Source organism: Teredinibacter turnerae T7901 (assembly GCF_000023025.1).
GTDB classification, from domain to species: domain Bacteria; phylum Pseudomonadota; class Gammaproteobacteria; order Pseudomonadales; family Cellvibrionaceae; genus Teredinibacter; species Teredinibacter turnerae_B.
Map to the genome: position 1 here is coordinate 4,383,721 of NC_012997.1, position 25,077 is coordinate 4,408,797.

The window sequence follows — 25,077 nt, forward strand, 5'->3', positions numbered from 1 at the left end:
GTTGGCTATGCCTTTTTTCTTTGCCGCAAAAACGCGCTACGAAACACATGAACGGACTAGGGCCTGGGTTAGTTCGCCGTGTTATGCAGCATAAACTGGTAAGCGGCGACCTGACCTTCGCGGGCAAATATATCCAGAAAACTTCGCCATTGAGCGGCGGACATCCGCCAGTCGGAATTCTCGAGCACCTCGGCATCAAACCGCTGCACAATTTCGCTGGTATGGGCAAGTCGGGCGTTGCGCTCCTGCAGCAGCGAACGATAGAGTGACTCGGGATCATCGGCGATACTCATCGCCAGGCCAAGGCCAAAATCCTGTTGCCCAAGTGCGTTGGCATTCTCACTCAAGGCATAGCCGCGACGAGCACATGCCGACTGCCATACACTATCGGTGCGCTGGTCCTGGCACATCTGAAAAAGCGCCCCCATACGCACGCTGCTGCGCGACTCGGCCTCGCGCATGACATCAATCATAAATTGGTTATCCAAAGGCCGCTCCTCGCGTGTGAGCACTTCAGCAACCATATCCATTAACCGCCACTCGTAAGTATCGGTAACACTGCTCTTTGCCGCCTTTTCAAGTGCCGCAAGGGAAGACTGGTAATCCCCATTCTGGTAAGCCTGGATCGCAGCAAAATCTGCGGTGAGCCCGTTCTCTGAATCCAAAGTCAACAGTGTTTCCAGCGCCTGCGTGTCACACAAGGTCGAGCCGATCTGCGCAATACAATGCTCCAGCAAGGCCATATTGAGTACGGGGTTGAATGGATCCTGTTGGAGCCCTTGCTGCAGGTAGATTTCCCGTTGATTAAGATCTCTGGCGTGCAACGCTAGTAGAATGGCATCGGTGGCAGGGTCCAGCGCGTCCCACCAGCCCGCCTTTGCCCCGATATGCAGGTCAGCAGCCGGAAGCTTCTCAGTGACGGCAGCCGTATTTTGCGTCCTCTGCTGCGAGGTGACGTTGGTGTTTTGGTCAGTGCTTGGTTCGGGTGAGCGTGTTGGTGAACTGGATGGATAGATCAACGGCGGGCTAAGATCGGGATCAGCAGGCAGCGCTTCACCGGTGCCTTGTGCGAACCAGTAGTAGGCGGCACCACACACACCGGCCATTAGTATTAATATCACCAGTTTACGCGCGCTCACTCTGTCTATCTCCCTGCGTTACTCCAGCGGCGCGCCGCGGTTGTATTCCAACCCTCGCTGCGTTCACCCTCTTTGTGGATAAAAGGCCCCAGTGCCGCAGGCACTCAATATGTCGTGTCGCAATGAGCGCCTTACGATGAGCGGTTAGCAGGTTGCTTAAGAAAGTTGATCAGACCAGTGAACACCTGCTCGCGCCAGAGCTTATCTTCATTTACCAAATGATGCCGGGCATCGATAACCCGCGTAAAGCTGGTATCCGAAAAAAACTGGGTGATTTGTGGAATGTTGTACTTCCAGTCTACCGTTTTGTCGTCGGTACCCTGGATAATCAACAAGGGAGCCTTCTGCAACCTCTGCCGCCCCTGCTTAAGCAGTAACGCCTGCCGCTTGAACCAGTCCACCCAGTTAATCATCGCTCTTACCCAGGTGATTGGCAAAGAACGATTCTGCAGGGGGTCGTCATTGGCGAGAAAATCACAGAACGCGGTATCGTGCGAGTTAAGCTCGTTGAACCGGCGTGGCACACGGGGAAGAAGCATGCCGATCGTTGCCATTCCGACACGAATCATATTCCAGTGGCTGGCACGTACCAGCGGCGCCAGTAATACCACTTTGTGTACTGTCACCGGGTACGCCTGATCGAGTAGGAAACGCAGTATAGCGGCGCCGCCCGTGCTCTGCCCCACGAGGGACACTGGCCCAAACAGCGGGTTCTGATTGAGCAGCAAGAGACTGCTGGAAATAACGCTGCCGTATTCACCAAAATCGGTAATATGCACTGGGTCGCCGTCGCTCAGGCCATGCCCTGGCAACTCAGGTAAAAACACGTTAAACCCGTGCTTAACGAGCGCTTCCACCAGTTTGAGAAACAGACCGGCGTGGTCAAACAACCCGTGTGCCAGGAGCACTGTCGGGCGCGGTGTCGCTGGTGGCTCACGGCCAACCAGCCAGCAATGGGCAACACAAATATGCGCCCCCAATTCTACCGGCCCCACGAAGTAGCGGGCATCCAGTCGTTGCGCCAGTTCGTCGAAACCGTAGCGCTGAAAGTACTCGGTCAGTTCAGATCCGTTCTGGGTAAAAGACTGTGGTCTAGCAAACTGTAGGGGTGTCAGTTGTTGCCGTAGGTAATGGCGGTCACTCTGATCCATATCGGCTAAAAGCATGGGAAATAAGTAGTAAATATAAAACAAGAATAGCAGCCCGATAAACCAATCGGTTATATATGGGCGTTTTTTACGCTGGATAGCCGATTTCCCTCCGGCCGCAAACAAAAAAGGCCCACCAACGAGATGATGGGCCTTTTCATTTTCTGTAACCATTCCGGCGAAGATAAGTGTTCACTCACCGCCACCGGAGATAAATTACAAGCAGTTACTCCGCAGCTCGAGTTTCAAGCATTGCGACTGCGGGCAGTTTTTTACCTTCGACGTATTCCAGGAAAGCACCGCCACCAGTGGAGATGTAGGAAATCTTGTCGGCAAGGTTATATTTGTCGATCGCAGCCAAGGTATCACCGCCACCAGCAAGAGAGAACGCCTCACTATCTGCAATCGCTTGCGCTGTTACCTTGGTACCTTCAGCGAAGGCGTCGTACTCGAACACGCCACATGGGCCATTCCACAAAATGGTTTTCGCTTCTTTCAGAATTTGCGCTACGCGCTCTGCCGACTCGGGGCCGTAATCGATAATTTCTTCATCCGCCTTCACTTCGTCCGCTTTGCGGATTTCAGTCGGGGAGTCGTCAGACCACTGATCGAAAGGCACGGTAGTTACGCGGCAATCGGTAGCAAACACCACTTCGGTTTCCTCACGCAGGCGCTTGGCTTCCGGGATAAGGTCTTTTTCATACAGCGATTGGCCCACTTCGTAACCCTGAGATGCGACAAAGGTATTTGAAATACCACCGCCAACAACCAGGATGTCGCACACTTTAGACAGTGCGTCCAGAACGGTCAGTTTGGTAGACACTTTTGCGCCACCCACCAGGGCAACCATTGGCCGCGCAGGGTTCGCAAGCGCTTTCTCTAACGCGTCCAACTCACCCGCCAGCAGCGGGCCAGCACATGCCACTGGAGCAAACTTGGCAACGCCGTGAGTAGATGCCTGCGCGCGGTGAGCGGTACCGAAGGCGTCCATTACAAATACGTCGCACAGCGCAGCATAGGCCTTGGACAGGGCTTCGTCGTCTTTTTTCTCACCTTTATTGAAGCGCACATTTTCCAACAACGCTACGTCGCCGTCCGCCAGTTCAACACCGGCTTCCCAGTCTTTGACTACAGCGACATCTTTACCTAACAGTTCGGTAAGCCGCGCGGCTACTGGCTTGAGGGAAAACTGCTCTTCGTATTCACCTTCGGTAGGGCGCCCCAGGTGTGACATCAGCAATACTTTGGCTCCAGCTTCGACGGCCAGCTTAATGGTCGGCAGCGATGCCTGAATACGCACATCGGAAGTAATGTTGCCGTCCTTAATAGGCACGTTAAGGTCCTGACGAATCAGCACGCGTTTGCCTTTCAGGTCCAGGTCCTTCATGAGTTTTACTGACATGGTTTTCTCCAGTAAGTGAGGTTACAAATTCGTTTGATAGTAGCGTGATGCTTGTGACCGGACAGCGTCCTGAGGAAAGGAGCCCGCCACCGGTGCGACGGGCTCGGACAGCGTTCCCGAGAGGGATGCTGTCCGGCAGAGAGGAACAGGCGAATTAATCTTCGAGAAGATCTTTCGCGGTATTTACCACGTTTTCAACGGTAAAGCCGAAGTGTTTGAACAGGTCACCGCCAGGTGCAGACTCACCGAAAGTGGTCATGCCAACGATGCGGCCGTCCAGACCCACATACTTGTACCAGTAATCCGCTGCAGCAGCTTCAATCGCTACTCGCGCCGTCACCGCCAATGGTAATACAGATTCTTTATAAGCAGCGTCTTGCAGATCAAATGTTGAAGTGGAAGGCATAGATACAACGCGTGCCTTCTTACCTTCGCCGGCGAGCTGTGCGGCTGCGCCCACGGCCAACTCGACTTCTGAACCTGTGGCGATAAAGATAACGTCCGGCGTGCCGTCACAATCAACCAGTACGTAGGCACCCTTCTCAATATCGGCCACCTGCTGCTCGGTACGCGCCGTAGAAGGCAGACCTTGACGACTGAATACCAGCGCGGATGGGCCCTCTTTACGTGAAACCGCTTTCTTCCAGGCTACCGCAGATTCAGTTGCATCCGCAGGGCGCCAAGTGTCCATGTTTGGGGTCAGGCGCAGAGTACCAAGCACTTCGATAGGCTGGTGGGTTGGGCCGTCTTCGCCCTGACCGATAGAATCGTGGGTATAGACGAATACATTGCGCAGCTTCATCAGCGCCGACATACGCACAGCATTCGCCGCGTACTGTTGGAACATCAGGAAGGTCGCACCGTAGTTGACAAAACCACCGTGGGCAGAAATACCGTTCATGATGGCGCTCATACCAAACTCACGCACACCGTAGAAAATGTAATTACCGCTGCAGTCGTTAGCAGTCAGGCCCTTAGAGCCGGACCAAAGAGTGAGGTTGGAACCAGCGAGGTCGGCAGATCCGCCCAGCATTTCTGGTAACAAAGGACCAAACGCTTCAATGGTGTCTTGCGAGGCTTTACGGCTCGCGATTTTCGCGCCTTTCGCCTGTACTTCTGCGATAAAGGCATTCGCCTTTTCTTCGAAGTCTGCCGGCAGATCACCTTTAATCACCCGGCGCTCATATTCAGCGGCCAGCTCAGGATACGCCGCTTTGTACGCGTCAAATTTGCTCGCCCAGCTCTTCTCAGCTTCGCCGCCTTTGCCTTTCGCATCCCAACCTTCGTAAACATCTGCGGGAATTTCGAAGGGCGCGTATGGCCAGTTGAGGAATTCGCGAGCCGCTTTGATTTCGTCGTCACCCAGAGGGGCACCGTGGCAATTGTGGGTGCCTTGCTTGTTGGGAGAACCAAAACCAATCGTGGTTTTACAGCAGATCAGTGTTGGCTTGGCTGATTCAGCGCGAGCCGCTTCGATAGCCGCTTTAATCGCATCAGAATCATGACCATCAACACCTGTAATTACATGCCAGCCGTAGGCTTCGAAGCGCTTGGCGGTGTCATCGGTGAACCAGCCTTCCACTTCACCGTCAATGGAAATACCGTTGTCGTCCCAGAACGCAACCAGCTTGCCCAGGCCCAGAGTACCCGCCAGCGAGCAGGCCTCGTGGGAGACGCCTTCCATCATGCAGCCGTCGCCGAGGAAACAATAGGTGTAGTGATCAACCAACTCGTGGCCGTCACGGTTGAACTGACCCGCGAGGGTCTTCTCGGCAATCGCCATACCGACGGCGTTACAAATACCCTGGCCCAGTGGTCCAGTGGTAGTTTCAACACCTGGAGTGTAACCCAATTCCGGGTGACCTGGGGTTTTGGAGTGCAGCTGACGGAAGTTTTGCAGCTCGTTAATTGGCAGATCGTAGCCAGTAAGGTGCAGCAAAGAATAAATCAGCATAGAGCCGTGGCCGTTGGACAGCACGAAACGGTCGCGGTCGCTCCAGCCTGGGTTAGCCGGGTTGTGTTTGAGGAAGTCATTCCACAAAACTTCGGCGATGTCGGCCATACCCATTGGTGCGCCGGGGTGTCCACTATTGGCTTTCTGTACAGCATCCATGCTCAGGGCACGAATCGCGTTAGCAAGGTCTCTGCGGGAAGGCATGTGTTAATGACTCCTGATGTGACTGTATGAATGGATTCCGCTGGGCCAGTTTTCTGGCTCTTGGGAGGGGTCAGATTTTTTGGAGGGCGTATTCTCCCTCACAACGGGGCACAGGTAAACCACTATCTTATAGTCTGTATGACTTTTAGAAGCGGGTTTGAAGTACCTCAAAATAGCTGAGACGACATGGGCTGCGGCGCCGATGCCGTGTTAGCACGAGCAGATTTCACGCAATCTTGAACCGTACGGTTTAAAATGCTCGGCACATTACCCAACGGGCCAGGCAGCAAACATTACCGCTGGTTTCTATGTGGACAATTCACGCCAGATTGGGCACGGCAACAGTATGAGCGGACGCAAACAATTCGACGAAACCACTGCGCTAGACGCCGCCACACGCCAATTTTGGCAATACGGGTTTGCCAATACATCCATCAGCAATCTGGAATCTGCTACCGGGCTCAACAAGTCCAGCTTATACAATTGCTTCAAGAATAAAGACCAATTGTTTCAGCTTTGCCTCGATCACTTTGAACAACACTATGTGAGCAGGGTGTTGCGCGCACTGGTTGAACCTGACTTTCGAACTGCACTTGAACAACTCTTTGCGCTAGCGATAGACACCTTTAACGACCCTGAATTCCCCACAGGGTGCCTGGCAACCCGCACGGCACTGGACAACATCGATCCGAACTCCCCGGTATTCACGCTGATCCAAGCGCAGGCAACACGCATGGAGTCCGCAATTTACACTCGCTGCAAGCAAGCGCTTACTGACACACAAATACCCGAAAACACGGACTGTAAGGCGATGGCCGCAACGATTCATGCCATGCTTAGGGGTGTATTGGTAATAAGTTGCGCCAACGGGTCGACAGAGGCGGCACACGTCGCCTACCGCTTTTTTATACAGTCTATACTGGCGCAAAACGGGGCCAGGTAAGATGCTGGAATCAAGCGTGCAAAGTTTTCAGGTATTTCACAGCCCGCAGGAAAGTTCGGTCGTCGGTACACGTTTTCACCTGTACCCTGCAACACAGACCCAACCGCTCGATCTCCAGGAGGATTGCGGCAGCCTCGATTTGCAGCGGCAGTCCGCGCGCTTTTTCTACAACAACACCGATTTTGAGTTTTGTGGGGCAGGTGCACTGGTGATGGCCAACCAGTTACGACTCGAAAGCGAGACGGATCAGTTTCATCCCTTTACCAGCAGTCTCGGCTATATATTCTGGTTGGGAGTTCATCAATACAGTGCAGCGGTCAGGTTGCGCCCCGCCGATGCATCGCCGACAAATGAGACACTCCATGGCTTGTCACTCAGCCACTGGTTTGCCAGCGAAAAAGTGTACGCTGCCCCCATGCCACTCGCGGTACTCAATCAGTTTCAGGTACCGGCACCGCTGCGACAACACCTGGTCGCGCATCAAACAACGGCCCTACTTTATCACCTTGATGCCAGACGGCAGCGACTCTATTTCCGATATTTCACCGGGTTTGGCGAGAAAATAGAAGATATGGCCACTGGCTCGGTATTCCGCTATCTGCACGCCATACTGCCAGCCGAAAACCTGGAATACACCGTTTTGCAACTCAGTCGGAACGGTGCGCGTATGAACTGTCATAAAAAGGCGGACACAATAATTTATTGGGGGGCGGTTGCAGCAATTCCCCAGCATTCAATACCGGGGGAAAACACCTATGACCAACCTGCATGAACGCTATCGCGCTACGCGGGCGTTGACCGAGAGGCTTTGTGAGCCACTTGAAACCGAGGACTATGTGGTGCAACCCCGCGCCGAGGTGAGCCCGCCGAAGTGGCACCTGGCACACACCACCTGGTTTTTCGAAACGTTCCTCCTGTCACACATCCCCTCTTATACCGCATACAACAGCAACTTCCCCCGCCTTTTTAACTCCTATTACAAGACCCAGGGTGAACACTGGATCCAGGGCGAGCGCGGCCAGCTTTCCCGCCCCACGGTGAAGGAGATCTATCGCTATCGGCACCACGTCGACGCCGCGATAAACGACAATGCGGACAGATTCGACCCGGAAATGCTCAAGATACTGGAAACCGGCATCCACCATGAGCAACAACACCAGGAACTGTTGTTGATGGATATTAAAGCCATACTAGCGATTAACCCTGAGATGCCCGCTTACCTCAACACGCCGGTTGCCCCCAGCGATCAGATCCCACTTGCGTATCTGCCAATCGAGGGTGGCATTCACCGTTTCGGCGTCAACCCGGAAGACGGCTTCAGCTTCTGTAATGAAACGCCCAACCATCAGCGACTGCTCAACGATTTCAGTCTCGCCAACCGCCCGGTTACCAACGGTGAGTACCTCGCATTTATCGAAGACGGTGGTTACAGCGAACCTTTCCTCTGGAAAAGCGACGGCTGGAACTGGCTGCAAGCCAGCGGTGTGCGGTGGCCCCTTTACTGGCATAAAGAGAGTTGGCATAAAGAGAGTTGGCATAAAGAGAGTTGGCATAAAGAGAGTTGGCATAACGAGAGCGGGCATAAAGGAAGCGGCGAATGGCGGGAATATACGCTGCATGGCGATATGCCGCTCGACCTGCACGCACCGGTGTGCCATCTGAGCTGGTACGAAGCAGACGCCTACGCCTGTTGGGCAAAAGCCCGCTTGCCCGATGAATTCGAGCTGGAATTGGCTATCGATCGGCAGCATGCCAACCAAGATGCAGGCAACAACGATTTTTTCCGCCACGACACCCTCACGCCAAGGCTGGATACCCACCATCGGCCCGCGCCGAATAGTGGCTTTTATTCGCTCGCGGGCAACCTGTGGGAGTGGACCGCGAGCCCTTATGTGTCCTATCCGAAGTACCAGCGCCCGGCCGGCGCGTTTGGCGAATACAACCAAAAATTTATGGCGAACCAAATGGTGCTGCGCGGCGGCTGTATCGCCACTAGCGGCGACCATTTTCGCGCGACTTACCGCAACTTTTTCTTTCCACACCAACGTTGGGCCTTTACCGGCCTGCGATTAGCGAGGGACGTGTAACATGTCAGTAGAGGCAACATCGAGAATCATTCCGCAGCGTCCAGCCCCGATGGCGGCCGCGGCAAACAGCGAGTTTGGTCTGGCAGTAGAGCGGGGGCTCAAGGCAGACCAGAAGGCCATCAGCAGTCGCTACCTCTACGACTCGCGCGGCAGCGCTTTGTTTGTTGAGATCACCCAACTTGATGAGTACTACCTGTCCCGTTGCGAGGACGAAATTTTCCGCGACCAGGCCCATCGGATCGTCAACGCAATTGGTAGTGAAATTGCGGAAGTGGTGGAGCTGGGTTGTGGCGACGGCTTTAAAACGGAACGACTGCTGCAAGCCATTCACGGTGTGCAGTCCCAACTCAAATTTGTCCCGGTGGATATCAGTGAAGATGCGATTCAAACCATCGAAGAGCGAATGACTGACGCACTGCCCAACATCCGTCTGGACAGCTTTACTGGCGACTACGATCACTTCCTGCAACGCAACGCCAAACCCACCTCTGGCGCCCGTCTGGTCCTGTTTCTGGGCAGTAATATCGGTAATTTTACTCATACCGAAGCATCGCGTTTCGTGCGCCAGATTCACCAGTACTGCAACACCGGCGACTACCTGCTACTGGGGCTCGACCTCAAAAAGGACATCGACCTGCTGCATGCGGCCTATAACGATAACCGGGGAGTTACCGCAGAATTTAACTTTAACCTTCTGGAGCGGATGAACCGGGAGCTGGGCGCGGATTTTGACCGGGACAAGTTCCGTCATCACGGCTACTACAACGCGCAACTGGGCGCCATGCAAAGCTATCTGGTATCGACCGAAGCGCAATCGGTAGCGGTTGAAGCCTTGGATATGGTCGCGCATTTCGACTGTCTTGAGGCCATCCACCTCGAAGACAGCCACAAATACTCCTTGCAGGATATTCATCGTTTGGCCGCCCAAAGCGGCTTTCGGGTGCAAGAACTGTTCAGCGACTCCCGTGGCTACTTCGTCGATGCGCTTTTGCAGAAGATTTAACCCGCGCTACTCATATAACGGATTACTCCCGTCTACGCCAAACAACCATGGGGCATGGGTCGTTAAAAATCTCAGTTGAGTGAGATTTCTATTCCAAACCTATATCAAAACTTTTTGATATAGGTTTGGGCCGGTGCTACACTGCGGCTCATGGACACCCTCGACCTGATCAATAATTCAGCACTTGCGGACCTCGCCAACCTTCTAAAATCGGCTGGCGACGAGCTTCGCCTGGAAATTTTGCGTGCGCTTGCGCAAGACTCCTACGGCGTGCTTGAACTCAGCCACATCTTCGATGTGCGCCAGAACAGCATCAGCCATCACCTGAAGGTATTGGCCACCGCGAACCTGGTGAGCAACCGCCGCGAGGGAAACTCGATTTTCTACCGTCGTATCCATTCGCTGGCGGGAGAGCAGTCCACGCTGCGTGCAGCATTGTTTCAACAGATTGATGAGCTCGACCTCAACCCGGATGTGCAAGCGCGCATCGAGGAAATTCACCAGAAACGCGCCCAGGTTTCCCAACTCTTTTTTAAGGAACACGGCACCAGCTTGCGGGAAAAGCAGGACCTGATTGCGGAGTTCGATGTGTACGGCCCGCAACTGGATAATTTCCTCAATGATTGCACCCTACCCAATTGGGAGCGGGTGTTGGAAGTTGGGCCTGGCAGCGGTGAACTACTGCCCTACCTCTCTGCGCGCTTTCACGACGTAGTCGCGCTGGACAACGCCGAAACCATGCTGGCCAGTGCCAGGGCACACTGCCAGGCAAAAGGCGTCGACAACGTCCATTTCGAATTGGACGACACTCATTATTGCCAGCAGCATCCACACAGTTTCGACTGTGTAGTTATCAACATGGTGCTCCACCACACCCCATCGCCACGGCAGATCTTCGCCGATATAAGTGGCGCATTAAAACCCGGTGGGGTGCTGATAATTTGTGATCTTTGCCAGCACAATCAGGACTGGACCCAAAAGGCCTGTGGTGATGTGTGGCTTGGCTTCGAACCGCGCGAACTTCAGGAATGGGCGCGCGCGGCCACTATGCGTGAAGGGCAAAGCACCTACTTTGCGCTTCGCAACGGTTTTCAAATTCAAATACACGAATTTGTGAAAATTTAACCCTCTTTCAAGGAGAGCGAACACCCATGTCTGAATATTCCATTTTTACTTCCGAGTCGGTCTCGGAAGGCCACCCAGACAAAATGGCTGACCAAATTTCCGATGCTGTACTGGACGCCATTCTTAAAGACGACAAACATGCCCGCGTAGCAGTAGAGACCCTGGTGAAAACCGGGATGGCGATTGTAGCCGGCGAAGTCCGAACCTCGACTTATGTGGACTTGGAGGACTTGATTCGTCAGGTGATACTGGATATTGGCTACAACTCCAGCGACGTCGGCTTCGATGGCGCATCTTGTGCGGTGATCAACGCGATTGGCAAACAAAGTGCGGATATCGCCATGGGTGTTGACGAAGCGGAAAACAAAGACATGGGGGCCGGCGACCAGGGCCTGATGTTCGGTTATGCCACCAACGAAACCGATGTGCTCATGCCCGCACCGATCTATTACTCGCACCGCCTGGTGGAGAAACAGGCGGAGCTGCGTAAAAGTGGCGCGCATGCTTGGTCCCGCCCGGACGCAAAAAGTCAGGTGACCTTGCGCTACGAAAACGGCAAGCCCGTGGCCGTGGATGCGGTGGTGCTCTCTACCCAGCACGCACCAGGCGTCAGCCAGGCTCAAATTCACGAAGCGGTAATGGAAGAAATTATCAAACCAGTACTGCCTGCGGAATGGCTACACTCAAATACCAAGTACCACATTAACCCCACCGGCCAATTTATTATCGGCGGCCCCGTGGGCGACTGTGGTCTGACGGGCCGAAAAATTATTGTCGATACCTACGGCGGCATGGCTCGCCACGGCGGCGGCGCGTTTTCCGGTAAGGACCCATCCAAAGTGGACCGTTCCGCCGCCTACGCCGGACGTTATGTGGCTAAAAATATTGTTGCGGCTGGCCTTGCCGACCGCTGCGAAATTCAAGTGAGTTATGCAATTGGGGTGGCCGAACCCACGTCCATCTCCGTAAACACCTTCGGTACCGGCAAAATCGACGATGGCAAAATTGTGGAACTGGTGAAAGAACACTTCGACCTGCGCCCGCGCGGCCTGATTGAAATGCTCGACTTAATGCGTCCGATTTATCGCAAAACAGCCGCTTACGGCCACTTCGGCCGCGAGCTTCCAGAGTTCACCTGGGAGATCACCGACAAAGCCGACGTCCTTAAAGCAGCACTTTAATAAGCGCCACAACAGCCGGCACCAGCAGCTCAGCGTGCGTCAGTGACGCAGGCTGAGCTGTAACAACTAAATTGACAGTGCGTCACTCGCTCGACTAACACGTCTGCAACAGGCGCTTGAATTTTCTCGGAGAGACTTATGAGTATCCAACCGCAAACCGAATTTTCCGACTACAAAGTCGCTGACATTAAACTGGCCGAGTGGGGCCGCAAAGAAATTGATATCGCCGAAGGTGAAATGCCTGCGCTGATGGCCCTGCGCGAAAAATATCGCGCAGAACAGCCGCTCGCTGGAGCCAAAATCATGGGCTGCATCCACATGACAATCCAGACCGCGGTGTTGATTGAAACCCTCGTCGAGCTGGGCGCGGAAGTCCGCTGGAGCTCCTGTAATATTTTTTCCACCCAAGACCACGCTGCTGCAGCAATCGCCGCTGCGGGCATTCCGGTATTCGCCTGGAAAGGTGAAACCGAAGAAGAGTTCTGGTGGTGTATTGAGCAGACGATCGTTAAAGACGGCAAACCCTGGGATGCTAACATGATCCTTGACGACGGCGGCGACCTGACTCAAGTCGTGCACGACAAATACCACGCCATGCTCGATAACATCCACGGTATTTCCGAAGAGACCACCACAGGTGTTCACCGCCTGATGGAAATGCTAGAAGAGGGCTCGCTGAAAGTTCCTGCTATTAACGTGAACGACGCGGTCACCAAATCCAAAAACGACAACAAATACGGTTGTCGCCACAGTCTGAATGACGCCATTAAACGCGGCACCGACCACCTGCTCTCCGGCAAGAAAGCGTTGGTTGTGGGTTACGGCGATGTGGGTAAAGGTTCTGCCGCATCGCTGCGCCAGGAAGGCATGATCGTAAAGGTCACTGAAATCGATCCAATCTGTGCCATGCAGGCCTGTATGGACGGTTTTGAAGTGGTATCCCCTTATAACGACGGTATTAACACCGGTAAAGCCGAAGACATTAATCTTGAAGTGCTCAGCAAAACCGACCTGATTGTCACCACCACCGGCAACACCAACGTGTGTGATGCGGCCATGCTGCAAACCCTAAAAAATGGTGCAGTGGTGTGTAACATCGGCCACTTCGACAACGAAATCGATACCGCCTATATGCGCGCAAACTGGGAATGGGAAGAAGTTAAACCCCAGGTGCACAAGATTTACCGAGACAAGAGCACCAACAACCACCTTATCCTGTTGTCGGAAGGCCGCCTGGTGAATTTAGGCAACGCCACTGGCCACCCTTCGCGCATTATGGACGGCTCGTTTGCCAATCAGGTTTTGGCACAAATTTACCTTTACGAGCAGAAGTTTGCAGACTTCCCATCCCACGAAAAAACGCAACAACTCTACGTTAAGGTGTTGCCGAAAAAACTGGACGAAGAAGTTGCCAAAGCAATGGTTGAAGGTTTCGGTGGTGTGCTTACCCGCCTGACCGAAACCCAGGCGAAGTACATTAACGTGAAAGTCGACGGCCCTTATAAGCCAGAGTTCTACAAGTACTAAGCTGGGGCACTGCGCCTTAGGGCTGGAGCTAAACCAGCCCTAAGTATGCGAACCCTCAAATCGACAATAATCGCCAGTTCCTCGCAATAACTAGAAAATAACGCCCCACTGCATGTTGGAAACTGTCCCCGGGCTGATTGCCTCGCTAACAGCCAAGAGCGCATCTGGTTGGACACTTTCCATCTAAATGGATAGATAAATGACCGACACCAACAACGATATTTCGCTCAGTTTTGAGTTTTTCCCTCCCAAGTCCGATGCCGGCCGCGAAAAGCTGCAAGCGGTACGCACCGAACTCAATCAACTCAAACCCGACTTTTTCTCTGTCACCTATGGCGCAGGCGGTTCAACCCGTGAAAACACCAAGGGCGTAATAAAAGCCATGCGGGCAGAAGGGCTCTCGGTTGCCCCCCACCTGTCTTTCGGTGGCGACGACGAAGACACCATGATTGCGATGATTGAGGAGTATAAAGCGGCGGGGGTTGACCGTATCGTTGCGCTGCGCGGCGACATGCCCTCAGGTATGGGGGCCGCAATGCAACTGGTGTATGCCAACGAATTAGTCGCGTTTATTCGCAAACATTTTGGCAGCCACTTCGAACTCTGTGTTGCCGCCTACCCGGAAATTCATCCAGAGGCCAAAAGCTACCTGCAGGATATACGCTACCTGAAAGGCAAGTTTGATGCAGGCGCAAACTGTGCACTTACACAGTATTTCTACAACCCGGACAGCTATTTTTATTTCGTAGAAGAGTGTGCCAAAGAAGGCATAGAAGGGCCGATTATTCCCGGCATTATGCCAATCACCAATTACCAGAATATCGCCCGCTTCAGCGATGCCTGCGGTGCAGAAATTCCCCGCTGGATTCGCAAGCGACTCAACGACTTCGGCGATAACCAGGAGAGCCTGCAAGCGTTCACCACCGATCTGGTTACCGAGCTCTGCGCCACCTTACTGGAAAACGGCGCGCCCGGATTACATTTTTACACCATGAATCAGGTGGAACCCACACGTACCATCCTTACGAACCTGGGCCTGGTGGATTAGGCGTGCGCATACCGCGAATTTATACCCAGCAACTACTCCAGCCCGAAGTGGACGTCGTTTTGGAAGAAGCGGCGTCGCATCACTTATTAAAAGTGTTGCGCATGGAAACGGGCCGTGAACTGATTCTATTTAACGGCCTGGGCGGAGAGTATCGCGCGACCATCACATCGGCTACGAAAAAAGCGGCCACGGTAACTATTTCTGAGCACGATCCCGTCGAACGGGAATCGCCCCTGGTCACAGAGCTGGCCGTTGGCATCTCCCGCGGTGACCGTTTCGACTGGGTTTTACAGAAAGCAACCGAGTTGGGTATCAGCCGCATTGTGCCGCTGTTCAGTGAACGCAGCGAAGTGAAATTAAGTGGCGAGCGACTGGAGAAGCGCCTTAGCCAATGGCAGAAAGTGGTGATAGGCGCCTGCGAACAATGCCAGAGAAACACACTGCCCGAACTCACCGCACCGCAGTCGGTCGAAAATTACGTCACTGACAGTTTGTGTGATCTGCGCTTCGTATTACACCATCGCTCCACCCACCACCTCAGTCAATTGGCGGCACCCGCGTCGGTTGCGCTCTTAGTCGGCCCGGAAGGAGGCTTGAGCGATGCCGAAATTCAACTGGCTGAAAACGCCGGATTCAGTCCGCTGGCGCTAGGGCCGCGGGTGTTGCGCACCGAAACCGCGCCACTGGTTGCGTTGAGTGTTGTACAAGCTACCTGGGGTGATTTTTAACCCGTTCGGAACAAATGGTCTTTGGCAAGAGACAAACTACCTTGATAGCTGAGCAGGTTCGCACATACTGAACTTGATTCTGTTAAGCTTAAAATGAAATAAACGCCAAGGACGTAACATGAAAAAAACCATTTTCCACGCGCTGCTGGCTATGTCACTAGCGCTCCTACTCGCCAACTGTGGTGGCGATGACGGCGATAAAAAAGTCAGTCGTCCCCCCTCCAGCGGAAGTAGCTCTGCGACCGATCCCGACAATGACGACAGCTACAATGATGTTTACCCCGCCGCTAACGACACCCCATATGCCGCCGTACTAAAGCGTTGCGCTTTGGCCGAGACCATCGCCGAACTCTGCGACCTCAATCGCCTGCCCTTGCTTGGCATGGACAAACCCGCCCCCACAGTCGACGACATCATGCAGCGGGTTCTCACATCAGACCCCTGGATGGCAACGCGTTTTAAGCAAATTATCAGCGATGCACCGAGCGAGTTTCGCACTTTGTTTAAAGGCCTCACCGCCGTGGTATTGGATGATGACGTCAGACCCGCTTATTACAGTAGCGGCACAGGCGCGATTTACATCGACCCTGCCTATCTATGGGTCACCAATGAAGAAAAGAAAACCATCAATGTTAAACAGGACTACCGTTCCGGTTTTGACGACGAACTCCAGTTTGTATCCACCTACCGATACGTTACCGCCAGCGGGGCACGCGCCGCTAACTGGGGTAGCCTGACGGATGATTCAAACCGCACTTACGCGGATGCGCGATTCTACCTTTCTCGGCTGTTACTTCACGAACTGGCCCACGTGAACGACTTTATCCCCTATGACAGCTACGACAGTATTAACCGCAATAACACTGTGCTGCAGGCGGTCTCCAATATGGAGGAAGGGACTATTTCAGACCAACTGGTAAGCTGGCGTCCGCTTCACTCCACAATTTGGGACGGACTCGGCAAGGTAATGTTCCAGGGCGAAACGGCAACGGGCGCGCAAAAAGCGCTGACCGCAGAAGATGTGGGTCTGGAATTTGAGAGCGATTCCGCTGCTGACGACTATGCCTACAGCAGCCAGTACGAAGATCTGGCGATGCTTTTCGAAATCGCCATGATGAAAAAGTTTTTTAATTTAAACTACGAGCAGGCCTTTCTAACCCCGACGGGCACAGAAACCTACTGCAACGAGTACTTTATCGGCTGGGGCGCGGTGGGCTGGATTGGCGATACCGACGTCAAAGAGCGTGCGCAATTCGTCACCTCCGCGCTGCTCCCGCAACTGGAGATGGATATGTTCTACCAGGATTTACCGGGGCCACAATATCTAACCCAAGGACAGGATTGGTGTGCACCACCAAACGGTAGTGGGCAGCAAAAAATACATGCACCTGAAATCGTTCCACCATCGGATTTTTACTTGCCCCATTAATCGGTTTTAATCCCATCCACTCCTGGGCCGGCGGTAGCCCATACCCTAACGCCGGCCCGATTACTTCGCTTCCGATTTTTCGCCCGCGAGGTCGCAGCACCTCTCTCCACAGTTTTCTATACTGCACCTTGCGACCTAACCAAAATTAGACAAAAACACGGGTAGAATCCCGACTACACGCCCGGACCTTTACCAACACAGGATCACAGTAATTCTATGAGCAAAGTGGAGTATTGCGATTTTTCAGCCATTGCACCGGCAGAGTTTTTACCACTGCTAAACAGCGACAAAAACCGTGAACATTTAATAGCACACGAAAAATTTGACGCGTCCAAAGCTGCAGCCTGGATGGCCAACAAGCTCGAAATGAACGGCTATACGGGTTGTCGAATACGGGCAATTTATAAAAACAAGACGCTGGCGGGCTGGTGCGGCATTCAGTTTGACGATGGAAAGTATGAACTCGCTATCGTCCTCGACAGCGGTTTTTGGGGGCTCGGGCGCACGGTATTTAACGACATGATGCGATGGGCGCGCGAACTAAATCACGACGAGATATATATCCACTTCCTGCACACCCGGCCTGAGTACCAGTTTCTAAAAAAAATGGCCAAAACCGTATATCAGACGGAATTAATGGGAAGCTGTTTCACCACCTATCAGCTTGCTGTTCCCGACTAGCGTGGTGCTGGTCCAGCCAATGTAATCGCAAATTATTCGAAGGTAAATGACCGCTCAGCAACCTGACCTGCTGTAAATACCGTAGCATTAGAGGAAAATAATGAAAAAACTGGCAAATGGAAAACGCAATAAAATGGGCCTGGGTATCGCCGTCGGCGTAGCTTTAGGAACGGCTCTAGGCGTGGCAACAGGCAAGCTCGCGTTGTCTGTCGCTCTCGGCGTTGGAATCGGCGTAGCGCTCGGGTATCAACTCAATCGCATGTCACTCGCGAACCAATAACCACTTTGGAACCAGGTCGCGCTAAGCAGAAACCAACTCCAGACCGTAGTCGCTCTTAAACATTACAATAATCTCGTCAATCGCTGCTCGGCTGGGTGGTTCCAGGTCTCCCAACGGGTATTCCAAGCCCATCTCTTCCCACTTGGGTTTGCCTAAGCGGTGGTACGGCAACAACTCGATTTTTTCAACGTTTGTCATGGGTTGAAGAAACTGCGCCAGTGAGCGGAGATCCTCTAGGTCATCGGTATACCCGGGTACCAGCACGTGCCTGATCCACACTGGATGGCCAATATCCGCAAGGTAGCGGGCAAAATTACGGGTGCGGTCGTTACTTACCCCGACCAGTGCTTCGTGGCGCTGCCGGTTCATTTGCTTCAAGTCGAGTAACACCAGATCGGTGTAGCCCAGCAGCTCATCCAGATTCGCCCCCCAAAGCTGGTCCTTCACGTAGCCGTTGGTGTCCAGGCAGGTATTAAAACCCAGCTTTTTCAGCTGTTTGAACAGCAGCGTGAGAAATTCCCACTGCAGCAACGCCTCCCCCCCGCTTACCGTCACGCCACCATTTGAGGATTGCAAAAAACCGGCAAACGGCAACACCTGCTCGATAACCTCCTGCACGGAATAGAGACTCCCTGCATGCAAGTCCCAACTATCGCGATTGTGACAGTACAGGCACCGAAACTGACAGCCTTGCAAAAAAACCACAACGCGTAAGCCAGGGCCATCCAGCGCGCTGCACTTCTCGAAAGAGTGGACCCGACCGAGCATGTGCTCCTGGTCAATATCGATAAAATTAATCTCGGAAAACGCGGTGGGCATAGCAAACTCAGCTTAGGTTTAGCAAAACCCTATTCTAACCAGAGCGAGCTCACAATGACTTGATACAGGCAGATTTTTATCAAATAACGGCATTACTGACCGTTAGCCGGTCTAACTTGAGCAGATACTCAGGTCTACATATTAACTTGGCAATAAAAATTGCGAAGTTCATAGACGGTGCATGAAGGGCAATGTAAGCCCTTGAAGTATTAGAAAATTCACACATCTACGTCAGTACTTTAAGGGCGCGCGATTAAGTAGATGGGACCAACTATTTAATCTCCAGGTTAATCGTATCAAGACTTCGACACACGAATTCCTCAAAGGGAAGCGGCTTGCCCGCTAAAAATCCCTGATAGGCATCGACTCCCAGCTCCCGCAGACATGCTAGCTGGGCCGGCGTTTCAACACCTTCAGCAACAACCTCGAGCTTTAACAAGTGCGCGACCTCTTTCACGCTATTCACAATAGCGCGGTTTACGGGGTTATCTACAATATTTTTAACAAACGACATATCAATCTTTACGCGGTCGACTGGCAGCTCACCAAGATAAGATAGTGAACTCAACCCCGTTCCAAAATCGTCCAGCGCGAGCTTACACCCGAGCTCACGAGCTCTACGCATAAATTCACTCGCTTTAACCAGGTTTCTTACTACCGAGGTTTCGGTAATTTCGAAAGAAATTTTATTGGCGGGGTACTGGTACCGGGTAAAAAGTTCGCTCACCAGGTCCAGATAAGCCGGATCACTGATAGTCGCACCAGAAACGTTGAAGCTCAATAAGGGAAAATCACGCTCTTTGCCCTGCCCAAAATATTGAGCAACATTTCGCAAGGCGGACTCCATAACCCAGGTATCGATACGGTTAATCAAACCAAAACGTTCTGCCGCAGGCAAAAAATGGGACGGAAGCAAAAACTCGCCTGTAGCATTAAACATGCGTATCAAAATTTCCCAAGACTGAATAGCGCCACTGCCTACGGCATGAATCTGTTGAAAATACAAACGAAAGTGATCGCTTTCAATCGCCTGATTAATATCTGAAATACTGCGCATCTGAAGGCGCTGAGCTTCCAGCACTTTATTGTCCTGGGTATGAATCTGAATACAGTTGCGGCCAGCTTCTTTCGCCGCATAGCAAGCTGCGTCTGCATCGCTAAGCACCTGAGAAAGCTGTGAGACACTCGGATGAATGCCCACGATGCCAATGCTGACCCCCACTCGAAAAGCTTTATCTTCCCAAGCAAAGCGATAATCGCATACCTTTTGCTTTATTTTTTGGGCAATCGCTTCAGCTTCCAAAATGGGGCAGTGATCCAGCAATATCGCAAACTCATCACCACCTAGACGCGCGAAAGTATCCCGTGTTCTCAGCATATCGCGAATCAGCTGCGCCAACTGTTTCAGCAACTGATCACCTGCCAGATGACCGCAAGTATCGTTGATCACCTTAAACTGGTCGAGATCCATATATAGCAGCGAGGACTCAATACCCTCACGCCGCGACGTGGCTATCGCGCGCTCAAGTCGCTTTTCCATCTCCTCACGATTGACCAAACCGGTTAAGGAGTCATGCGTACTCTGCCACTTTAGTCGCTCTAATTGACGATGCCGCTCACTGGTATCTCGCAGCGTTATAATACAGCCGCGCACATCGTCAGATAATTGCAGAGGTACTATCGACAACTCGATATAATTGGCGGTTTCAGAGCCCGTGTGTATAAGCAGAGGATTGTTTTCAACTACAAACGACTCATTACTTTGCAAACAGCGCTGTACAAACTGCTCCAAAGAGAAACTTCCACCGACTTCATCATAAAGAGAAATTTCACTCGCCAACCGCTGAAATGCGATTTCGTCGTGACTTTTACATAGAATTTTTAGCGCCGCAGGATTAATGTATTCCACCGTGCCGCGTGTGTTTAATCGAATCACACCTTCGGCTACCAGCTCGAGCGTTTTTTGCGCTTGAAACTTTTCGAACGCCAACGCCTCCTTCGAGCGGGTTAGATTTGTCATATCGTAAAAAATAACGATATACCCATCGAAAACATGGGATGCATTAATATAAGGCGATACCTGGCACTGATATGACCGGTCGTCAATCTCCAACTCCGCAATTTGCGATTTTGCCTCACACTCGGCAGCCAGAATCAAAGCCTTAATTTGACCTGCATTCCCCCGCCAATCGACGGCAAAGAACAAATCGCCAATCTGGATATGTTGGGTATCAAAAATATGCGAACAGTTTTCCGTAAATCGCAATATTCGGTACTCTTTACTAATCAGTAAAAAAGGAATCTCCAACGCATTCTGTATATTCTCCAGGTCACTCGAAAGGCGTGTTTGTTCCGCGGTTTTTAATGCATACTCCTCATTGACCGTTATTAACTCTTCGTTTGTCGATTGAAGCTCTTCATTAACGGTTTGCAGTTCTTCATTCGTACATTGAAACTCCTCATTGGAAGACTGAAGCTCTTCATTGTAGATCTGGAGTTGCTCATTGGCGACTTCCAGTTCTTCAATTACCGTTTGAAGATTTTCTCGAGTTGAACTCAATTCCATCTCTATTTGTGCGAAATGGCGATCATCAACACTATCCGACTTGCCCTCTCCCGGCGAAAGATAAGTATCTTCCATTACAAGCGATACACAAATCAACCCCTCATCACCTGCCAAAAGCCGCACCACCAAATGACCATATTTAGCGCCATCTGTCAGCGAAATATTTTTGTGCACACCGTAACACGCTTCCTGTTTCTGTCGTGCGCGAAACACCAGCGCACGGCATTCGGTCTTTAAATCCGGCAAAATCAGATCAAAGAAATTGGCATCAAACAAACCAGTTTTTTCGCTCAGTAAAACTGAGTATTTTCCATAGGTAAACAAAATGGAATTTCGCTTATCCAACACAACCGTCGGCGGTACGAATGCGGTACACACTTTTTGTAGAATTTGATTCTCTATATCACGGGGTTTTTGTTTTTCCTCCAGTTCAATCGCGCCGGAAAACCGGTTCTTGCGACGCACATTTGGCGGAGACATTTGAACGCCGCCAGTCCGGCGATACACCTTGATACTGGCGCCACCGACCGGTAAAAAATTTTCATTGCTGGATACCGATTCGGCATTACCCAGGAATAACAGCCCCACATCAGGATTCAAAACGTAGTGAAACAAACGCAGTAGCTGCTCTTGGAGATAAGAGTCAAAATAAATAAGTAAATTTCTACAGCAAATCACATCCAGTTTGGAAAATGGCGGATCGGCGAATACGTTGTGTACTGAAAATATAATACGGTCTCTGACTGCTTTGCGCACTTCATATTCATCAGCGCACTTTTCAAAGTAATTGGTCATCCATGTCGCTGGCGCGTCTCGAAGAACATCCGGCTGAAAAATTCCCAACCGCGCGCGACTGATTGCCTTCTCGGAAATATCGGTCGCCAGTATTTTGTAATCAAATACCAGGTTGTGCTCGAGCTTCAAATCCTCGAGCAGCATTGCGACACTGTACGCCTCCTCGCCAAACGCGCATCCGGCCACCCAAATACGAAATTCTGATCTGGGTTCGAGATTTCGCAAACGTGCAACTAATTCGTGTTTAAAAAAATCAAATTGTGCGGGGTCCCGATAAAACTGACTTACATTTATAAAAGCATCCTGTGTAAATGCCCAAATTTCTCCAACATTTATCCGTAAAAAAGATAAGTAGTCGTCGAGTGATGCCAGCCCCCTGATTGCCATACGTCGTTCCAAGCGACGTCGTATCGTACTGCGTTTATATTGAGTAAAATCGATTGTAGTGGCATCAGAAATCAATCGGAGGATTTGATTGTAGGTATCGGCTTCAGATGATTCCCTGGCCGCGCTCAATTCCTTTGGGAGATCACTCTCAACAATTCGACTAATTTGCTTGCCCAACACTTCAGGACTTCCAATCACGTCAACCATGTGAGTGGAAATAGAAGCCGACGGCATCCCGTCGTAGTCCGACAAGCCAGGATCCTGGGCCAGCACGACACCGCCGGCCCCGCGAATCGAGCTGATTCCCGACGATCCGTCATTTCCCGTTCCAGAGAGTACGACGGCAATGGACCTCGACCCAAAATTTTCCGCCAAAGAAATAAAGAAGCGATTGATATTGGGCTTAGGTTGCGCCCCCGATTCGGGCGCTCTTAGTAGAAACCGGCCATGAGTAACGACAACATCCGTATTCGGCGGCACGACAAAAATACACCCGGCGTGCAGCAGATCCCCATCCTGAATCTGGCGCACGTCCAGGTCAGTATCTCCGGTAATGATCTCAGCGAGTTTGCTATCGTGTTGGGGCGCAAGATGCTGGCACAAAATAAAGCAACATCGATACGTAGTCGCACTACGAAATAGCTTTCTACAGGCATCCAGACCACCGGCAGACGCGCCGATCCCGACGACATAAAACGCCTGCGTGTCTGTTCGAGATGGTACCGCTCGTTCATCCAGGTCAGACATCGAGTTACTGAGGGAGTTGTCTGTCATTAGCTGTTCGCTCTGAAGTAGCGCATAAGATCGACAACCTTATCCGCACGACTCACAAGCGCGTCAATAGTGGTAGCATCCTGAAAGAAACGATTAAACCCCTCCGTTCCCCTCGCATCGTCATCCAAATTCGCAAAGCCCATGCTCCAACCATTGAATGTACGCTGCTCACAACTTTCGTCGAATAGCACACGTACACGGTAGTGCCTGCTATCCGCCCGGATTGACTGGAAAACCGTGTGCACGGCGGCCTCATCCCCCTCCATTAGCTGGATAAAGGATTGATCCTTATATAACAACATGCCTGAAATGCTTAAAATCTCATTCCTGGCGCGTGATTGGGCTAACAGCGATGTTAAATCACCAATTTGCATGAGTTTAACGGCAGTGGAGATATAGAGTAGATGGTGCAGCATTATTCTGGCGTCACATACCTGTGATAGAGGCGGTTATTAATCAGCCTAGAAATGAAATAAGGTAAAAGCAATAGCGTTTAGCTCACAAACTACGGGCTACACTTCGTAGCAAGCATAATCCGATAAAAAAGCAGAAACCCATGCCAAAATGGTCTTTGCCCGGTTGCATTTTCCACTTTAGCAACCCTCCTAGGTTCAAGCGGGCCCTGCGATCCAACCCGCAAAGAATTACAGGATGAAGCTTTCTTACCTTTCCAGAGTCGCATGTTTAGCTGCATAATGTCAGGTTTTTAAATTGCAGTTCAGGTAGGAGTAACGCCATGCAACAGTTCGCAAGTGATAATTACGCCGGTATGTGCCCAGAAGCATTGGCATACCTCGAGAAAGCTAATGGTGGCCATGTTCCTGCCTATGGGGAAGACCCTTATACTGAAGAGGTTTGCGAACGATTCCGCGAGATATTCAAGCACGATTGCGAGGTGTTTTTTGTATTCAATGGCACCGCGGCAAATTCCCTCGCGCTATCAACCTATTGCAAACCCTACCACAGTGTTATTTGTAGTGAGTTCGCTCATATAGAAACGGATGAGTGCGGTGCGCCGGAATTTTTTTCTCACGGCTCGAAGATTCTAACCGCTGCCGGTGAGCAAGGCAGACTGGGTTACGAGGGTATTGCATCGGTAGTACATAAACGGTCCGATGTGCACTACCCCAAACCCAAAGTTGTGAGTGTTACTCAAGCGACTGAACTTGGCACCGTGTACGACGTAAACCAGTTGCGTAACGTACAACGCGCGGCACAGGATTTTGATTTAAAAATTCACATGGACGGAGCCAGGTTTGCCAATGCCCTCGCGGAACTTAAAGCGACCCCCGCGGAAATTACACACGAGGTGGGGGTCGACGTACTTTGCCTGGGCGGTACTAAAAATGGGCTGGCGGTTGGCGATGCCGTTATCTTTTTTAATCGCGACGATGCGGCCGAGTTCGATTACCGCTGTAAGCAGTCCGGTCAGTTGGCTTCAAAGATGCGGTTTATCTCCGCCCAATGGCTCGGAATTCTCGAGAACGATGCCTGGTTAAAATACGGAGAGCACGCGAATAATTGTGCGATACAACTCGAATCCGAGCTGAAAAAAATTGACGAGTTGGAGTTACTATTTCCTCGGCAGGCAAATTCCGTGTTTGTTAACCTGCCCGAACACGTGCGGAACGGACTGGCAGCGAAAGGCTGGCGGTTTTATACCTTTATTGGTGCTGGCGGCGTGCGTTTGATGTGTTCCTGGAACACTCAACCAGAGTCGATCACGAACTTTATCCGCGACTTGAAAGGTCTGCTATAAACCAGAGTTGACGATAAACCATGCCAGCCGGTGAATCACCCGGCTGGCATGTATACTGAACAGTATTGAACAGTCGGTTCAACTTTAGCCTGGAACGA

At 51.9% G+C, this 25,077-nt stretch carries 20 protein-coding genes; 13 read left to right on the plus strand and 7 right to left on the minus strand.

All coding sequences use genetic code 11. The annotated features are described in order from the left end of the window. Positions 1 to 68 precede the first annotated feature (68 nt). From TERTU_RS17605 to tkt, 4 genes are all read right to left on the minus strand, one after another. Positions 69 to 1,139 carry a hypothetical protein gene (locus tag TERTU_RS17605; RefSeq protein ID WP_015820417.1) on the minus strand — a complete coding sequence of 357 codons (1,071 nt, stop codon included), beginning with the start codon at positions 1,137 to 1,139 and terminating at the stop codon, positions 69 to 71. A gap of 131 nt (positions 1,140 to 1,270) precedes the next feature. Beyond that, on the minus strand, positions 1,271 to 2,461 hold the full coding sequence (locus TERTU_RS17610) for an alpha/beta hydrolase (RefSeq protein ID WP_015818705.1): 1,191 nt from the start codon (positions 2,459 to 2,461) through the stop codon (positions 1,271 to 1,273). A gap of 52 nt (positions 2,462 to 2,513) precedes the next feature. Then, positions 2,514 to 3,689, minus strand: a complete 1,176-nt coding sequence (locus tag TERTU_RS17615) for a phosphoglycerate kinase (protein WP_015818211.1) — start codon at positions 3,687 to 3,689, stop codon at positions 2,514 to 2,516. 154 nt (positions 3,690 to 3,843) lie between these two features. Continuing rightward, entirely contained in the window at positions 3,844 to 5,847 is a 2,004-nt protein-coding gene (gene tkt, locus TERTU_RS17620; RefSeq protein ID WP_015819894.1) for a transketolase, read from the minus strand. Positions 5,848 to 6,193: 346 nt separating this feature from the next. Between tkt and TERTU_RS17625 the strand changes: the two genes are divergently transcribed. The 12 genes from TERTU_RS17625 to TERTU_RS17680 all read left to right on the plus strand — a co-directional run bounded on the left by TERTU_RS17625 (position 6,194) and on the right by TERTU_RS17680 (position 17,879). Beyond that, positions 6,194 to 6,790: a TetR/AcrR family transcriptional regulator gene (locus tag TERTU_RS17625; RefSeq protein WP_026160485.1), complete on the plus strand. Its 597-nt coding sequence runs from the start codon at positions 6,194 to 6,196 to the stop codon at positions 6,788 to 6,790. Between the two features lies 1 nt (position 6,791). Beyond that, complete coding sequence (locus TERTU_RS17630) at positions 6,792 to 7,562, plus strand: hypothetical protein (RefSeq protein WP_015816897.1); 771 nt, start codon at positions 6,792 to 6,794, stop codon at positions 7,560 to 7,562. Further along, complete coding sequence (egtB, locus tag TERTU_RS17635) at positions 7,546 to 8,877, plus strand: ergothioneine biosynthesis protein EgtB (protein ID WP_015817339.1); 1,332 nt, start codon at positions 7,546 to 7,548, stop codon at positions 8,875 to 8,877. The genes TERTU_RS17630 and egtB overlap by 17 nt, the downstream gene beginning before the upstream one ends. A 1-nt stretch (position 8,878) precedes the next feature. Next, a complete protein-coding gene (gene egtD / locus TERTU_RS17640; protein WP_228378185.1) occupies positions 8,879 to 9,880 on the plus strand; it encodes an L-histidine N(alpha)-methyltransferase in 1,002 nt (333 codons plus the stop codon). Between the two features lie 150 nt (positions 9,881 to 10,030). Next, on the plus strand, positions 10,031 to 11,005 hold the full coding sequence (locus TERTU_RS17645; RefSeq protein WP_015818012.1) for an ArsR/SmtB family transcription factor: 975 nt from the start codon (positions 10,031 to 10,033) through the stop codon (positions 11,003 to 11,005). A gap of 26 nt (positions 11,006 to 11,031) precedes the next feature. After that, positions 11,032 to 12,186 (plus strand): methionine adenosyltransferase, encoded by a 1,155-nt coding sequence (metK, locus tag TERTU_RS17650; protein WP_015819215.1) that lies wholly within the window; start codon positions 11,032 to 11,034, stop codon positions 12,184 to 12,186. 138 nt (positions 12,187 to 12,324) lie between these two features. Further along, positions 12,325 to 13,713 (plus strand): adenosylhomocysteinase, encoded by a 1,389-nt coding sequence (ahcY, locus tag TERTU_RS17655; RefSeq protein ID WP_015819711.1) that lies wholly within the window; start codon positions 12,325 to 12,327, stop codon positions 13,711 to 13,713. A 199-nt stretch (positions 13,714 to 13,912) separates the two neighbouring features. After that, the gene (gene metF, locus TERTU_RS17660; RefSeq protein ID WP_015817695.1) at positions 13,913 to 14,761 is read left to right on the plus strand and encodes a methylenetetrahydrofolate reductase [NAD(P)H]; all 849 of its coding nucleotides are present in this window, start codon (positions 13,913 to 13,915) and stop codon (positions 14,759 to 14,761) included. Between the two features lie 2 nt (positions 14,762 to 14,763). Further along, positions 14,764 to 15,489 carry a 16S rRNA (uracil(1498)-N(3))-methyltransferase gene (locus TERTU_RS17665; RefSeq protein WP_015817385.1) on the plus strand — a complete coding sequence of 242 codons (726 nt, stop codon included), beginning with the start codon at positions 14,764 to 14,766 and terminating at the stop codon, positions 15,487 to 15,489. 118 nt (positions 15,490 to 15,607) lie between these two features. Continuing rightward, entirely contained in the window at positions 15,608 to 16,918 is a 1,311-nt protein-coding gene (locus TERTU_RS17670) for a hypothetical protein (RefSeq protein ID WP_015819396.1), read from the plus strand. Between the two features lie 216 nt (positions 16,919 to 17,134). After that, on the plus strand, positions 17,135 to 17,599 hold the full coding sequence (locus tag TERTU_RS17675) for a hypothetical protein (protein ID WP_015819058.1): 465 nt from the start codon (positions 17,135 to 17,137) through the stop codon (positions 17,597 to 17,599). Between the two features lie 100 nt (positions 17,600 to 17,699). Continuing rightward, the gene (locus tag TERTU_RS17680) at positions 17,700 to 17,879 is read left to right on the plus strand and encodes a glycine zipper domain-containing protein (RefSeq protein ID WP_015820544.1); all 180 of its coding nucleotides are present in this window, start codon (positions 17,700 to 17,702) and stop codon (positions 17,877 to 17,879) included. A gap of 21 nt (positions 17,880 to 17,900) precedes the next feature. Here the strand turns inward: TERTU_RS17680 and pflA are convergent, their stop codons facing one another. The 3 genes from pflA to TERTU_RS17695 all read right to left on the minus strand — a co-directional run bounded on the left by pflA (position 17,901) and on the right by TERTU_RS17695 (position 23,636). After that, positions 17,901 to 18,698, minus strand: coding sequence for a pyruvate formate-lyase-activating protein (gene pflA / locus TERTU_RS17685; protein ID WP_015820221.1), 798 nt, complete (start codon positions 18,696 to 18,698; stop codon positions 17,901 to 17,903). A 271-nt stretch (positions 18,699 to 18,969) separates the two neighbouring features. Further along, positions 18,970 to 23,220, minus strand: a complete 4,251-nt coding sequence (locus TERTU_RS17690; RefSeq protein WP_015818032.1) for an EAL domain-containing protein — start codon at positions 23,218 to 23,220, stop codon at positions 18,970 to 18,972. Continuing rightward, complete coding sequence (locus tag TERTU_RS17695; RefSeq protein WP_028875555.1) at positions 23,220 to 23,636, minus strand: BLUF domain-containing protein; 417 nt, start codon at positions 23,634 to 23,636, stop codon at positions 23,220 to 23,222. The genes TERTU_RS17690 and TERTU_RS17695 overlap by 1 nt, the downstream gene beginning before the upstream one ends. A gap of 320 nt (positions 23,637 to 23,956) precedes the next feature. Here TERTU_RS17695 and TERTU_RS17700 point away from each other — a divergent pair, with 320 nt between their 5' ends. After that, a complete protein-coding gene (locus TERTU_RS17700) occupies positions 23,957 to 24,979 on the plus strand; it encodes a threonine aldolase family protein (protein ID WP_015816864.1) in 1,023 nt (340 codons plus the stop codon). Positions 24,980 to 25,077: the final 98 nt, after the last annotated feature.